Raw genomic sequence first — 15,490 nt, forward strand, 5'->3', positions numbered from 1 at the left:
AATGAAAAACATATTAAACAATATAATTGCTAAACGATGGCTAATTCTGGCATTGTTTACACTACTCGCTCTTTTTGGATACTACTCATGGAAACAACTCTCTATAGAAGCTTATCCAGATATTGGAGATGTTACATCACAGGTCGTAACACAGGTTCCGGGCTTAGCAGCTGAAGAAATTGAACAACAGATTACTATTCCTATTGAGCAGGCTATCAATGGACTTCCCGGAATGCACGTGATGCGGAGTAAAAGTACTTTTGGATTATCCATGGTCACTATTGTATTTAACGATGGGGTAGATGACTACTGGGCAAGAACAAGAATTAAAGAAAGACTGGGTGATCTGGAACTTCCTTATGGAGTAGCTCCCGGACTAGATCCTTTAACATCGCCTACAGGAGAGATATACCGATATATTATTGAAAGTAAAACCCATGATCTCCGCGAGCTTACTGATCTGCAGAATTTTGTGATCATTCCTAAAATAAAGCAGGTTTCAGGAGTCACTGATGTAACTAATTTTGGTGGAATTACCACTCAGTTTCAGGTAGAACTGGATCCTGTAAAATTGGAACAGTACAATATTTCCCTTAAAGAAGTCGCAGAGAAACTGGAAGCTAACAATGCTAATTCCGGCGGAAGTGTAATGAACAGGGGAGACCAGTCTTATGTTATTCGTGGTATAGGCTTGGTAAAGTCTTTAGAAGATATGGGCAGCGTAGTTGTAAAATCAGTCAATGGAACACCTGTTTATATGAATGATATTGGTAAAATAAAATACGGAAATCTTGAACGAAAAGGAGCACTAGGTTATTCTGATCAACGCGGTGTTAATTATTCTGATAACATTGAAGGTATTGTTTTATTACTGAAAGGTGAAAACCCATCCGTTGTATTGAAGGGAGTGAATGAAGCTGTTGATGATTTAAATAAAAACATTCTTCCAAAGGGTATCCAAATTCACGTTGTATTAGACCGTACAAATCTTGTTGAAAACACTTTACATACTGTTTCTAAAACTTTACTTGAAGGAATGGCATTGGTTATCATTGTATTGATTGTATTCCTGGGAAGCTGGCGTGGTGCATTACTTGTTGCCATTACAATACCATTATCTCTGCTCATTGCATTTATATTAATGCATTTTACCAATATTCCAGCTAATCTTTTATCGCTTGGAGCTATAGACTTCGGAATTATTGTAGATGGTGCTATTGTCATGCTGGAAACTATTTTAAAGAAAAGGGAAGATCACCCTGAGGACGAGCTGGAAGAGAAAACAATTACCCAGAAAGTAAAAGAGGTAGCCAAACCTATATTTTTCGCTACTATCATTATAATCACTGCTTATTTACCATTGTTTGCTTTTGAAAGGGTTGAAAAAAAGCTATTCACCCCAATGGCATTTACAGTAGGATATGCATTAATCGGAGCATTAGCTGTGGCATTATTTCTGATTCCTGGATTGGCTTTTGTGATCTATAGAAAGCCCCGTAAAATTTACCATAACCGCTGGTTAGAAAAGTTAGGAGCAGCCTATCATCGCAGGGTTCAGAGGATCATGAGCCATCCTAAAAGGATATTTATCCCTTTAACAGTTATCCTGTTAACTACAGGAGGATTAACTGCAATCGTTGGAAAGGACTTTTTACCTCCATTGGATGAAGGGTCAATTTGGTTACAGGTTTCATTACCACCAGGCATTACCGTTGAAAAATCGAGGGAAATGAGCGATACCCTTCGTGCACGAACCCTTAAACATAAAGAAGTAACCTATGTCATGGTACAGGCGGGTAGGAATGATGATGGAACGGATGCATGGACACCCTCACATTTTGAAGTCAGTGTAGGATTAAAACCTTATAGTGAATGGAAATGGGGTAGAAATAAAGCCGGCCTGATCAAAGAACTTGAAGCTGAATATGCAACAATGCCCGGCTATAATATTGCTTTCACCCAACCCATGATCGATGGTGTCATGGACAAAATCTCAGGAGCACACAGTGAACTGGTTGTTAAGGTGTATGGAAATGATTTCAAAGAAACCAGGCGGATCGCTGAAGAGGTGATGACGGCTTTGAAAAAGGTAAAAGGCGCAGTAGATCTTGCGATAGATCAGGAACCACCATTACCGCAGTTACAGATTAAAGTGGATCGTGAAAAGATTGCTCAATATGGACTAAATGTCTCCGATGTTTCAGACCTTATAGAAGTAGCTATTGGTGGAAAAGCAGTTTCAAAAGTCTATCAGGGAATTAAAGTCTATGACGTTATCACCCGTTACAATGAAACAAGCCGGAATACGCCTGAAAAAATTGGCAGCCTTATGCTAACAAGTGAGTCTGGAGCGAAAATCCCCCTTTCCCAGGTGGCAGATATACAAATGAATACCGGGGAAAGTATGATCGCCCGTGAGATGAATAAACGTCATCTGACAGTACGTCTCAACCTTCGTGGGATTGATCTGACTTCCTTTTTATCTAAAGCTGAAAATGCCATTGAAAAAAATGTACAGTATGATCATGAAAAATACAATATTAAGTGGGGTGGACAGTTTGAAAATCAGAATCGTGCCTACGGTAGGCTTTCGGTGATTGTTCCTTTGGCACTTTCTATCATGTTCATATTGCTTTATGGAGCCTTTCAATCATTTCGTCAGGCGGGACTTTTAATAAGTATTGTTCCGTTAGCCCTTTTTGGAGGAATGCTGGCCCTTAATCTCCGCGGAATGACCCTGAATATTTCATCTGCAGTAGGTTTTATCGCATTATTTGGGGTCGCTATCCAAAATGGGGTGATCATGATTTCACATATTAACGATTTGAGAAAAAAAGGGTATGATCTCAGAAGAGCTGTTATTGAAGGAGCTTCACACCGCTTCCGTCCTGTTTTAATGACGGCTACTGTTGCCATACTTGGATTATTTCCAGCCTCACTGGCAACAGGTATCGGATCTGATGTACAAAGACCTTTAGCTACGGTCATCGTTTACGGTCTCTTATTTTCTACCATCATTACCTTATTTGCACTTCCAGCTCTTTATTATCTGATAGAGAACAAATGGGGGAAAAATTTTAACGCTCCAAAAGAAAATTAAAATGATTATCAAAAACAAACATATCAAGCTCTTTTTGAGCAGTATCATCCTAAGTGTGTCATGTTCTATCAATGCTCAGAAAGTAGACACTGCATTTGCTAAAAAGATGATTGATTATACTACTTTCATTAATCTTGTAGGAAAGAACAATCTGGCTTATTCAGCAGAGAAATTTAATATTAACATCGCTGATGCAGCCATACAAACAGCCAGAATATTTCCGGATCCCCAACTTGGATTTGGATGGTTTGATAACGGACAGCGAAGAATGAAAATGGGTTATGGTTTTAATTCTGAAGTAAGCTGGACCCTAGAGATGGGTGGGAAGAGAAAAGCACGAATAGAAGTTGCCCGTAATCAGGCACAGCTTAGCCGTCTTCTCTTTGATGATTATTTCCGTAACCTTCGTGCTGATGCAACATTAGCTTATTTATCAGCTCTTCAAAATCGAATTGTACTGGATGTGGAAGCTGATTCTTATATGCAGATGAAGAAACTCGCAGAATCTGACAGTATCAGATTTAAATTAGGGGTTATCACTCAGGTAGATGCCCGGCAATCTAAACTGGAAGCGGGTACGATGTTAAATGATGTTTTTTCAGCAGAAGCAGAATGGAAAACTTCATTAGCAAATCTCTCGCTCTTGTCGGGGAAAACAAAAAACGATTCATTATGGTACCCTCAAGGTGACTTTTCCGGTTTTGGGCGTCAGTTTTCTTTACAGGATCTGATTATTGAAGCACAGAACAGCAGAGCCGACTTAAAAGCAGCATTACAAAGTAAAAATGTCTCCCAGAGTGTATTGAAGCAAGCTAAAGCAGATAGGGCAATGGATCTTGGATTATCGTTCGGTGTCAACAATGCTTCTTATGTAAGAAATACGATTGCTCCTACTCCTGCAATGACCACAGTGAATGCAGGAATAAGTATTCCTCTTAAATTTTCCAACAACCGATCAGGAGATTTGCGTGCCGCACAATATGGCACCTTACAGGCTGATGCTGTTTACAAACAAACAGAGCTTCAGATCCAAATCGAAGTTACCCAGGCTTATTATACCTATATCGCTGCTCAAAAAAAGGTAAATCAGTTTAAATCAGGTTTATTAAAGGAAGCTCAGGCAATCCTTGATGGAAAAATGTACAGTTATAAGAGAGGACAGTCTTCTTTACTGGAAGTACTGAATGCTCAGCGTACCTATAACGATGTTCAACATGATTACTATGGAACTCTTCACGATTATGCTGTTGCTTTGGTAGAACTGGAAAGGGCTGCCGGAATATGGGATATTAATCTGTAATAAAAAAACAATGAAAAAAATATTAATTATACTTATTATCATATTGGGGCAACAGTTTTCGTATGCCCAAACCATATTTGAAAATAACAGTTCTTCAGAAATTGATACTTTTGAGCTGAATACAAATCGTATAGGCTGGGGAGTGAAAGCCGGACTTAATTACTATAATTTCTATGGTAAAGAAAGAGACTTTATTTTTGCAGATTCAGATACGAAATTCAAACCGGGTATTTATGTGGGAATCTTCGTTAATACAAAGATCAACAGAAATATTGGGCTTACTCATGAACTGATTTTTAATCAAAGAAGAGTAGGTGTCATTTATAAAGACACTGATGATCATCTCTATAAATCGGCCATTAATAGCTCTTATATTGATATTGTTCCTGCCAATATCAATTATCAACTCTCAAAGTTCCGGCTCTATGCTGGACCTTATGTAAGTGTTTTAGTAGCTGCCAACACAAAACGGAAAGACCAAAATGGGGATCTTTTCCGGGATAAGAGTATTTTTGGAGATGCTGCTAATGATGAAAGTAAAAGCTATTATCTTCAAAAGTTTGATTTCGGAATAAACCTTGGTGTAGATTATCAACTAAAAGACAGATGGTCTGTTGGGTTCAGATATAATCACGGTTTTACAGATCTCTTTCAGAATGCCAACAGTTCTGCCAATGGAAATTCTAAAAAAGATAAGATTAAAATATATAACCGGGGGTTTATGCTTTCATTGGCCTATGACCTGGCATCACATCATTCTTCAGCTGAATAATGTATACAAATAGATTCAAAGCCTGAAGGTATTTTAAGAACTGGGTTAAAATCTCTTTCTATTTAGCATTTTATTCTCTCGCAGATTGAGCAGATGACATAGATTTTTTTATTAGAGTTTACGAAAGGGTTTAAATACCAACTTTGTCATTGTCTTCCTCAAACTTTCAGTTTTCGCACGAATTCTAACTAAATCCATATTCATTCGTAGACTCGTATATGTTCCGTATTATCAATAGAGCCTGGCTTTAGCCAGGCTTATTTAATCTAACATGCATTGGCTTTAGCCAAAACCTATAGTATTTTGTAAGTTTTGGCTAAAGCCATTGAATATGTAAAAGAATAAACGGGCTAAAGCCCGTTTCTATTGATCTTTTTTCTCTCACCGATCAAAGAGATCTGTTCAATCTGTGTCATCAGCGAGAAAGAAAATAAACATCCATTTTGTCATTGACTTCCTCGAACTTTCAATTTCTTTGAGAATATAAACCAAACCATATTCTTTTAAAAATCACTTTTCACATATAATGGGTACTCCTGTTTTGCTTCTTTAGATTTTTCTAAGTCAATTTCATGGGTTATAAATTTATCCTCAGCAGAAGATCTCCCTAATAGATTTCCGTTCATCGGTTCTGCGATCCAACCTGTACCTCCCCATTCAAAGTTATTCTCACCCAATCCTGATCTGTTGGAACTTAAACAATATGCTCCCGAAATAATAGCGACAATTTTCCCACAGTTAATCCACTGTTCTACAGAAGTTTTCCCTGTTGCTCTCGGACAGAACAGAATATCAATTCCCTGTTTTCCATAATGACGGGCTTTTTCTGTAAACCAAAGTTCAGTACATAAGAGAATCCCTATTTTAAAATTTCCGAGATCAAATGCTTCAAAAGTAGCGGGCTCTTCTCTGTCAAACCATGTTTCCTCCCAAAAATGAGTTTCTTCAGGAAAATAAGCTTTTGTATGAAGTCTGTGGTGTCCTTTCCCTTTTTCGAATACATAAGCGGTGTTCAGATATCTATCTTCCACAATTTCCGGTATAGAATACACTACGTATTGAACTCCAAGAGTTTCTATTTCTTTCAACCATAACTGATGTTCCTTTACACTTTCCTGTTTTAATTCATCCGATGTAACATTGCTAGCTGACAACCATTTATAAAAAGGCATTTCAGGTAATAGTAGAAGGTCAGAGAATGTAGTTTCAAGATAAAGCTTTAGATCTTTCCAGTCATTTTGAAATTGTTGCTTATTATCGCTAAGCTCGCAAACGGTAACTTTCATATTTAAATGTATTAGAGTAAAAGGGATCCAATATAATTTTTAATTCTGCCAAATTAGAAATTGGCTAAAAATGATATGGTTTCGTAGTACCACAAATTTAATTCTTTAAATTTCTGAAAACAAGTTTCCATAAAATGAATTTATAAAAACAATCAAGATTTATTCATCGCGTGCAATACCATAGGATTGAGGTTTAACCAAAATTTAGATTTTTTTTTGGTTTCGGTTAAAGCCATTAGAATGCATAAAAAAGTAAACGGGCTAAAGCCCGTTTCTATTGATCTTTTTTCTATCACCGATCAAAGAGATCTGTGTCATCTGCGAGAAAGAAAATAAATATCCAATTTAAATCATGAGAATATTTTTGACGTTTCCTCAATCAGGCTCTCCATTAAAACCGATGCATTTTTATACTTTAAAATAGGAGCAATCTGACCTCCCCAGAAAAATACCATTTCATTCTTTCCTTGTTCCAAGGCAGCTTTTCGCAATGGTGACATGAAAGTAGTCTGCAATGGAAAAGGTAAGTGGGCGATTGACTTTTCAGAAAGATCTTTTAGTATTTCAGTAGTAATTCCTCTACCAAGTCGTCCCGTGTAAGCTCTTGAAAGCCTTGTATTTTTAGAGGCTTCAGAAAAAAGAGCTTCTCTATGGTCAGGTAGCGCGCCAGATTCTTCACATGCCAGAAAAGCTGTTCCGATCTGTACTGCTTCAGCACCTAACGTTAATGCAGCAGCAATACCTTTTCCGTCTGCTATTCCTCCTGCAGCAACCACAGGAATTTTCACTTTATCTTTAATAAGCTGAATCAGAACAAAAGTTCCTGTCGTGGAAAATTCAGCTTTATCGAGAAAAGAAGGTCTGTGGCCTCCGCTTTCAAATCCTGAAGCAACAATGAAATCCACTCCAATATTCTCCAGAGCTATCGCTTCATCTAATGTTGTAGCATTCCCCGCGAGTAAAATTCCCCTTTTATGACATTCTTCTACAATATCCGGATCCAGTAAACCAAACATAAAACTGAAAACTTTGGGCTTGATATCCAGAACTGCCTGCAGCTGATTCTGGAACCTGGATTCAAAAGAGGGTGGAAGAGTAGGAATCTCTATTCCTAAACGATCAAAATAAGGTCTAAACGTCTCTACCGTTTCTTTATATTTTCTTTCAGTATCCTCGTGATCTCTATAATCCGTATCAGAGACCCAGAGATTAAGATTATAGGGATTTTTTGTTTGTGATCTGATCTGTTGATCTTTCTCATAGATCTCCTGTGGACTAAGAGTATATGCACCAAATCCTCCCAATCCACCCATATTACTAACCGTAGAGGTCAATTCAACAGTAGATAAGCCACCACCAAAAGGCCCTTGCCATATTGGGTATTCAATGCCCAAGAAATCTGTTATTCTTTTTTTATTCCACATAAATAAATACGATTGATTTGGTTTAAATAACTATTCTACATCCGTAAGGGTTTTATTGACGATCAGCCATTTACCATCGATTTTATGAAAAGTAATAAAATTATAGTAATTATAATTGTACATCTTTACATTTAATTTTACCGCAGCAATAGAGTTGATCACATCAATAGAAATAATTTCCGGTTTAAACTGTACCCCTGCTTTTTCAGGACTTACCCTGTTACCCACACCTTCTATGTATTGTGCTGCTGTTTTATGATAAGCAACACCTTTTACATCTCCAAAAAGAAGCGCATCCTTAAAAAATACTTCTTTCAAAAGTTTTGTATTGCCCTCAAAAATACCTTTAAAATAATATTGCTCAAGAGCCTTTCTTATAGCGGTTTCTTCTGTACTATTTTTCATAGTGTTAGTTTTTTGAGCATGGCTGTTTATTGGGAAACTAAGCAGCCATGCCATTAATAATACAATTTTCATTACAGATAATGACCGGCTCCCATACCGCCATCCACATTAATAATAGCTCCAGTTATCAGCTTATTACAAGCAATACTATACACCATATGTGCTACCTCTTCCGGTTCACCAATACGGTTTAACAGATGAAGTCCCGCAGCTTTATCAATATTTTCATCATGCATTGGTGTCCTGATCAGTCCTGCAGCAACAGTATTCACTCTGATATTATCCTTTCCAAATTCAGCAGCAAGCTGATGCGTTAAAGCATGGATCGCCCCTTTGCTGGATATTGGAGCTGTAGAAGGTGATCCTGCCATAGCATGATAGACCAATGGTGATCCAATATTAATGATTACCCCATCTTTCTGCTTTTGCATCTGCGGAATAACCGATTGCGTGGTAAAGAAAGTTCCTTTAAGATTTGTTCTTAAAAACTTATCAAAATGTTCTTCTGTTACTTCTAAAAATGGTTTATTTTCGTAAATTCCTGCATTATTAACCAGCACATCCACAGAGCCAAATCGCTCAAGAGCGGTTTTTACCAATAAATCACCAATAGATTTGTCAGCAACATCACCAGCAACCATGGCAAGCTTATCCCCACCTCCCAATTCATTGAAAACCTGTTCTAATTTAGAAAGTGTTTTTGAATTGATTACAACGTTATCTCCCTTTTCCAGAAAATATCTTGCTACTTCCAATCCTATTCCTGATGAAGCTCCTGTTACAATAACGGTTTGTTTTTTCATTTCTTTACTTTTTTTCCGTTGAAAATCCTTGTTCTTTTAATACAGAAACCTGTTCTCCTGCATATCCCCAGTTATCATCTTCTTTTTCATCAATCACTACATGGGTAAGGTGTGGATCTTTATTCAATACTGATGTTACCAATTCTGTTACTCCTTTTATCAAAAGTTGTTTTTGTTCTCTGGTAACTCCGTCACGTAAAACTTCTATTTTTATGTAAGGCATGATTTTAAATTTTAGATGTTAAAAATTATTTTCAGCTGCTTCTGCAACCAAATTAATATTAAGGTCGAAATTGTTGTATATCAGGGTATCCCCAAGATCGGTAAAGAAATTCCCTGATCTAAATTTCATATTATACTTGGTTCTATCAAGAACAATTTTGCTTTGAACAGTAGCTGTGTTTTCCTGAGTCGCAATTTTCAAAACTGCATCAACAGGGTGGGTGATTCCTTTAATCGTAAGGTCACCGGTTACATAATACAGATGATCGTCTCCTGGTTCTGCATGCTTAATCTGAAATATTGATTCAGGATACTGATCAGAATTAAAGAAATCATCGGAAGCTAAATGCCCTGCAAATTGTGCATTGGTTTCAGCATCTTCAATATCAAGAATTTTTATGGAACGGGTGTCAATAATAAATGTTCCAGAGGAGAGTTGGTTGTCCTTAAAAGAGAATGTCCCTTCTTTAATTCCAATAGTTCCGTTATGTGCTCCGGTTATTTTTCTTCCGGTCCATTCTACAATGCTTTTTTCATTGTTTATTTTAAAATTTTGTGTATTCATTTTTTCTATGTTTAAATGTTGACACAAAGTTCCGTTGAGACCATCAAAAAGTTACGTGACCTGGGTCACTATTTATACAACTGAAGAATTATATTTAAAAGAGATTAAGCGTGATATAATCTGCTGAGCGTTTCTCTGGAAACTCCAAGGTAAGCAGCAATCAGATGTTTAGGAACCAGATTATACAGTTGCGGATACATTGATAAAAGCTCTTCATACCTGAATTTTACGTCATTATTCATCAGTGAAAGAAGTCGCTTCTGTACAGCAACATAACCTTTATTTGTTCTCCACCTGAAAAAATGCTCTATCTCATGAATCTCACCACATATTTTCTCCCTGTTTGCATTGGATATGGCCAATACCGTTGCATTGGTAATACAATCAATATTTACCGTTGCCTTCTGATGACTATAGAGTGCATTATAATCCGAAACCCACCAATTAGGCATGGCAAACTGAAGGATAAACATTTTCATACTATCATTTACATAAAAAGCTTTCAGACAGCCATCCAGTACAAAATATTCCTGATCTATGACAGTACCTTCAGATAATAACATTTGACCTTTTTTTAAAGTGATCATAGTAAAATGGGAAAACACATATTCCAATTGCTCTTCGTTCAGAGAGACAAATTGTGATAAATGCTGCTGTAATATCTCTTTAGGATCGGTCATTATGTTCTGTTATACTCTTACAAATATACAACGTAAACAGTTTTGATAAATGATTTTGTTAAACCTCATTTTTATTTTTAATAAAAGAATATAGCCAGTGACATCTAGTAATTGTAAGACAGCATTTTATTAAAAACAACAGAAATACTATTTGACTTACAATCACTTTCATTTTTAACTGATTCATTTTTATTTTCTTTTCTACAAATGATCATTATAAATTTGAATGCTGATAATTTTGTCACGGCATCTGTCTGCTCATCAATTTCAAAATAATCCAACAGCCCATATTCTTTAAATTCCTTCTGTACAGCCTCCATGTCATAGAAAAAAAGCTGTCCTCCTTTTCCAATTTCAAAAGTATCCTTTCCGATCCCTTTTCCTTTTCCATAGTTTGGAGAATTTTTAGAAATTACCGAAAAGACCATCCAGCCTTCATTTTGTAATTGATTAAAACAATCACTGATCATTTTCTTTCTTTGATCACCATTTAATAGATGAAGAAGTGCATAGCAGAAAATTCCATCATACAAATGGAGGTCAAAGGGCATCTCTGTGACCGATCCCTGAAAAATTTTCATTTTATTTTTAAACTGCTCTTCAGCCAGTTTAATGGCAGTTTTAGAGATTTCTATTCCTGTTACCTTAATTTTATTTTCTATAAAGATCTGAGCATTCCTACCATATCCTATCCCTGGAATAAGAATATTATTCACATCCTGTTCCATAAACAGTTCTTTAGTCAGTACTGCAGAATGTGAAGGTTCAAAACCCCACATGGTCTTATGTTTAATAAAACTGTCGTCCCAAAATACTTTCATATCTTCTGCTGAATTAATCCCACCAATATTTATTTTATCTATTATTTGTCCACAGTTGAAACCTAATTTTCCAGCCTCTGAAATAATAAGTTCAGTGTCCACTGAGCATCCATCAACCTGAAGCAATACCTCAGAATTCTGTTTAATGAAATCAATATTACAGTCAGTCAAAACATTTCTCAAAGCTTCCAAAATAGGATCTGTATCATCTTGTCCATGAAGGTCTGTTTTAAATATCCATCTATTTTCCATTGAATTTTTTTAACTTAAAATTTCTTTATTTATCCTTTTAGGTCCATACACAAGAACATACATGAACAGGATCAGCATAACAACAGCACCAACCCACATGGCCTGTTTCCAACCATATACAAAAGATTCACGGGCAATGCGAATTAGTAAAGCAGATTGATCACCTGTTTCCGGAGCAACAGCAAGTGCATTAGAAATGCCTTCTCGAGCCAACGTCGCAGCATGCGTAGAAATTCCATTTAACTTTTTATCGATCATACTCTTGTAGCCTGCACTTACCAGAGATCCTAGTAAAGCAACCCCGAGAGCTGTTCCGAGTTCCCTGGTAATATCATTAAGCGCAGAAGCGATTCCCTGGCGACTAGCAGGCAATGCTGAAGTTATAGCTTCGGTAGAAGGAGTCATACTTAATCCCATTCCAAATCCCATAGCAAGCATTCCGGGAAGTACCGACAGATAACCGCCGTCTACAGATACAAATACAGCCATAAGAGCAGCACCAAAACCGCCTAATAAAATCCCAGATGCCATGGTAAAACGTCTTCCTATTCGCATGGCTACTTTAGGAGCAAAACCTGAAGCAAGCATCATAAGTAAAGCCATAGGCATCATCGCAAGTGTAGAACGTAGACCTGACCAACCTAATACACCCTGAAAATAGGGGAAGAGCACTACAAATATTCCGGCTTGTACCCCAAAAATCGCCAGTAATGATATAGATCCACTGGATAAACCACGTTCCATAAAAAGAGATACATCAAGGATTGGCGCTTTCTGGCGCAATTCCCAAAGCACAAATAGTACAGCCGATATCACTCCTGTAATCAGGGATCCTAACGTTAGTGGTTCTGTCCAGCCATGAACCGGAGCTTCATGTAGTGTATAAACGATGCCAATTACTGCAATTATCGATAGGAGAGAACCTACCAGATCAAACTGCGGTTCTGTTTTTTCTGTAGAATCGGGAACATATCGAATCGCCAGAGCAATTGATACCAAAGCAAGGACCACAGGAATAACAAAAAGCAGACGCCAGGTGGCAAGGTCAACCAAAACCGCAGAAAGGTACATCCCCAGAATCCCGCCACCTCCAGCCACACCGGTCCAAATACCAATGGCCTTCGAACGTTCTTCCTCAGGAAATGTAGATGTAATAACGGCAAGTGTCACGGGCATGATCATTGCCGCACCAACACCACACAAAAATCTAGCAACAATCATCATAAAAGAAGAAGTTGCCCAACCCGACATCATACTTGCTATTCCAAAAATAAATAAACCAACAAGCAGTATTTTTTTGCGTCCAATTCTGTCGCCAATAGCACCGAGAGGCAATAGTAAAGCGGCTAAACTTATTGTATAAATGTTGATCATCCACAATATATTAGTCTGAGATGCATTGAATTCTATTGCCAATTTCGGTTGTGCCACATTAAGCCCGCTTACAGAAGCAATTACTGCCATTAACGCAAGGCAAACTGTGATAAGTATCATTCTTCTTTGACGCTTACCTTCATCAAAAATTGTTTGTTTTGTGAGATCTTTTTCTTTCATGCTACAAAATTAATTACCTTTACTATCCAAATGATATTACTTCCCCTTTGGATAGCACTATCCAAAAAGAAAGTAAGTTAAATACTGTAACTATTATGATACCTGATAATGATTGTTCAAAAGCCATGTTATCTATAAAAGACGCTTTGGATGCAGTAGAGGGCAGATGGAAACTATTGATCCTTTATTCATTGTGCAGTGGACCAAAGCGTTTTAAAGAGCTCTCAAGAGAGGTCCCTGGAATAACAGACAAAACCCTGTCAAAAGAGTTAAAGAATTTACAGGCTAATAAATTAGTCAATAGAGAAGTCTTCGATACTTCCCCTCCAACAGTAGAATATACCATGACGCCACATGGTATGTCATTAAAAAATGTATTGTTTGAACTTTGGAACTGGGGGCTTATTCATCGTGAAGAGGTGATAGGAAAGTAGTATTGCAATCTTAGATGGTCAGTTCAAAATCATTAAGCAGATTTTTAAAGAATAAGGATTACTCAGAAAGCAACTTACGATCTTTTAATAATGTTTAAAATAAAAGCCGTTCAAACTAATAAATGTTTTTTTATTATTCAATATTAAAAATTATACCGATTGGTATATTTATTTTATATCTTTGCAACTTATTTTGAATCCGACACAAAACGAATAAAAAAAACAAAAACAGCTTTAATAATTAAGTGTTTTTTTTGAAATAAAATATACCGATCGGTATATTAAAATATTATAAAAACTTTAGAAATGAAGAGAATAATTCTTATCATAACCGTGATCTCCGCAGCTATAATGGAACTGATAGATACTTCCATTGTGAATGTAGCCCTTAATTATATGAGCGGAAATCTTGGTGCCACCTTAGAAGATATTTCCTGGGTAGTTACAGCCTATGGTATCGCCAATGTGATCATCATTCCTATGACCAGTTTCCTTGTAAATAATCTGGGGCGCAGAAATTATTATATCGGTTCTATTATACTATTTACCGTATGTTCCTTTATGTGTGGGAATTCAACCAACCTTTGGGAATTGGTGATGTTTAGATTCCTTCAAGGTATTGGAGGAGGGGCTTTACTTTCTGTATCAGCAATGGTGGTGTATGAATGTTTTCCAAAAGAAAAACAGAACATTGCCAGTGCTTTATTTGGAATCGGAGTTTTCATCGGACCTACTATTGGCCCTACACTAGGTGGGTTTATCACCGATAATTTTTCATGGAGATGGATTTTTTACATTAATATTCCTTTAGGTATTCTGGCTGCGATTTTATGTTTCCGTTTACTCCCGGAATCACCGACAAGACAGAAGGTTAAAAAGATTGACTGGTGGGGAATTATTTTATTGATTATTGGAATTGGCTCTTTACAAACCGTGCTGGAACGTGGAGAAACAGAAGACTGGTTTGCTACAAGATATATTGTTTTTCTCACTGTTGCCGCTGTTTTGTCGCTTGTTTTATTTGTACACAGAGAACTTACTATCCCGCATCCGGTGGTTAAACTATCAGTACTTAAGCATCCTTCGCTCAGTATATCGGCTATTCTTACTTTCATAACCGGCATTGGTATGTTTACTTCCATCTATCTTACTCCGGTACTTGCTCAGCGATTTTTAGGATTTAATCCTGCTCAGGCAGGTCTTTTGCTCCTGCCAGGATCTATTATTGCCGTATTTGCACTGATCATTACCGGGAAAGTACTGCAAAAAGGAGTCCCACCTGCTTTAGTTGTATTATTGGGATTTTGCTGTTTTATTTACTTTAACTGGTCTATGGGTCAGGTGAATCTGGAAGTTTCATTTGCAACAATTTCTATTAATTTAATATTTAGAGCACTGGGAATGGCTTTACTTACGGTTCCGTTGGCATCTCTTGCTGTTTCCTCTTTGAAATCAGAAGATATGCCACAGGGAACAGCGATCAATAATATGATGCGACAGCTTGGCGGATCTTTTGGAATATCAATCATCAATACTTATATCGCAAGAAGAGTAGCCCTACACCGCACCGATTTAATTTCAAATCTTACTCCTGATAACAGATCAGTGATGGATCGATTACAAACCTACACTTCTCTTTTTCAGAGCAAAGGTTTTGGATTTCCTGAAGCTCAGCAAAAGGCAATTGCCTTAATGGAAAAAATAGTTGTAAAACAGTCCTTTTTTTTAAGTTATATTGATGCATATATGGTTATTGGTCTGGCATTTATATTTGTATTACCTTTATTATTATTTTTTCTGAAAAGAAATAAGAACAAAAAAATAGTGATCGTTTCGGCAGATCATTAGAAAGAACTAAATAATATTCAATAA

14 protein-coding genes are annotated in these 15,490 nt (G+C 36.9%); 5 read left to right on the forward strand and 9 right to left on the reverse strand.

Annotation, left to right across the window (positions count from 1 at the left end; all coding sequences use genetic code 11):
- The first annotated feature begins 1 nt into the window (after position 1).
- Genes NG806_RS05200 through NG806_RS05210 form a run of 3 tightly spaced genes read left to right on the forward strand, consistent with a single transcriptional unit; the run spans position 2 to position 5,172 of the window.
- Positions 2-3,100, forward strand: a complete 3,099-nt coding sequence (locus tag NG806_RS05200; protein ID WP_261512214.1) for an efflux RND transporter permease subunit — start codon at positions 2-4, stop codon at positions 3,098-3,100.
- A gap of 1 nt (position 3,101) precedes the next feature.
- Positions 3,102-4,400 carry a TolC family protein gene (locus NG806_RS05205; protein WP_261512215.1) on the forward strand — a complete coding sequence of 433 codons (1,299 nt, stop codon included), beginning with the start codon at positions 3,102-3,104 and terminating at the stop codon, positions 4,398-4,400.
- A gap of 10 nt (positions 4,401-4,410) precedes the next feature.
- Complete coding sequence (locus NG806_RS05210; RefSeq protein WP_261512217.1) at positions 4,411-5,172, forward strand: porin family protein; 762 nt, start codon at positions 4,411-4,413, stop codon at positions 5,170-5,172.
- A gap of 503 nt (positions 5,173-5,675) precedes the next feature.
- Here the strand turns inward: NG806_RS05210 and NG806_RS05215 are convergent.
- The 9 genes from NG806_RS05215 to NG806_RS05255 form a co-directional block, all read right to left on the reverse strand.
- Complete coding sequence (locus tag NG806_RS05215; RefSeq protein ID WP_261512218.1) at positions 5,676-6,458, reverse strand: carbon-nitrogen hydrolase family protein; 783 nt, start codon at positions 6,456-6,458, stop codon at positions 5,676-5,678.
- Between the two features lie 350 nt (positions 6,459-6,808).
- Positions 6,809-7,882: an NAD(P)H-dependent flavin oxidoreductase gene (locus tag NG806_RS05220; RefSeq protein WP_261512219.1), complete on the reverse strand. Its 1,074-nt coding sequence runs from the start codon at positions 7,880-7,882 to the stop codon at positions 6,809-6,811.
- Between the two features lie 30 nt (positions 7,883-7,912).
- On the reverse strand, positions 7,913-8,287 hold the full coding sequence (locus NG806_RS05225; protein ID WP_261512220.1) for a nuclear transport factor 2 family protein: 375 nt from the start codon (positions 8,285-8,287) through the stop codon (positions 7,913-7,915).
- A 71-nt stretch (positions 8,288-8,358) separates the two neighbouring features.
- Positions 8,359-9,090 (reverse strand): SDR family NAD(P)-dependent oxidoreductase, encoded by a 732-nt coding sequence (locus NG806_RS05230; protein WP_261512222.1) that lies wholly within the window; start codon positions 9,088-9,090, stop codon positions 8,359-8,361.
- A gap of 4 nt (positions 9,091-9,094) precedes the next feature.
- Entirely contained in the window at positions 9,095-9,313 is a 219-nt protein-coding gene (locus NG806_RS05235) for a tautomerase family protein (protein ID WP_200246236.1), read from the reverse strand.
- An 18-nt stretch (positions 9,314-9,331) separates the two neighbouring features.
- Positions 9,332-9,877 (reverse strand): YceI family protein, encoded by a 546-nt coding sequence (locus NG806_RS05240; protein WP_261512223.1) that lies wholly within the window; start codon positions 9,875-9,877, stop codon positions 9,332-9,334.
- Positions 9,878-9,981: 104 nt separating this feature from the next.
- Positions 9,982-10,557, reverse strand: coding sequence for a Crp/Fnr family transcriptional regulator (locus NG806_RS05245; protein WP_261512224.1), 576 nt, complete (start codon positions 10,555-10,557; stop codon positions 9,982-9,984).
- A 104-nt stretch (positions 10,558-10,661) separates the two neighbouring features.
- Positions 10,662-11,630, reverse strand: coding sequence for a class I SAM-dependent methyltransferase (locus NG806_RS05250; RefSeq protein WP_251040444.1), 969 nt, complete (start codon positions 11,628-11,630; stop codon positions 10,662-10,664).
- A 9-nt stretch (positions 11,631-11,639) separates the two neighbouring features.
- Positions 11,640-13,184 carry an MFS transporter gene (locus NG806_RS05255; protein WP_315941757.1) on the reverse strand — a complete coding sequence of 515 codons (1,545 nt, stop codon included), beginning with the start codon at positions 13,182-13,184 and terminating at the stop codon, positions 11,640-11,642.
- 95 nt (positions 13,185-13,279) lie between these two features.
- Here NG806_RS05255 and NG806_RS05260 point away from each other — a divergent pair, with 95 nt between their 5' ends.
- Together NG806_RS05260 and NG806_RS05265 are read left to right on the forward strand one after the other, a co-directional pair.
- Positions 13,280-13,618 carry a winged helix-turn-helix transcriptional regulator gene (locus NG806_RS05260; protein WP_214824898.1) on the forward strand — a complete coding sequence of 113 codons (339 nt, stop codon included), beginning with the start codon at positions 13,280-13,282 and terminating at the stop codon, positions 13,616-13,618.
- A 306-nt stretch (positions 13,619-13,924) separates the two neighbouring features.
- A complete protein-coding gene (locus NG806_RS05265) occupies positions 13,925-15,466 on the forward strand; it encodes an MDR family MFS transporter (protein WP_261512226.1) in 1,542 nt (513 codons plus the stop codon).
- Positions 15,467-15,490: the final 24 nt, after the last annotated feature.

The sequence above is a fragment of the Chryseobacterium paludis genome (genome assembly GCF_025403485.1).
GTDB classification, from domain to species: Bacteria; Bacteroidota; Bacteroidia; order Flavobacteriales; family Weeksellaceae; genus Chryseobacterium; species Chryseobacterium paludis.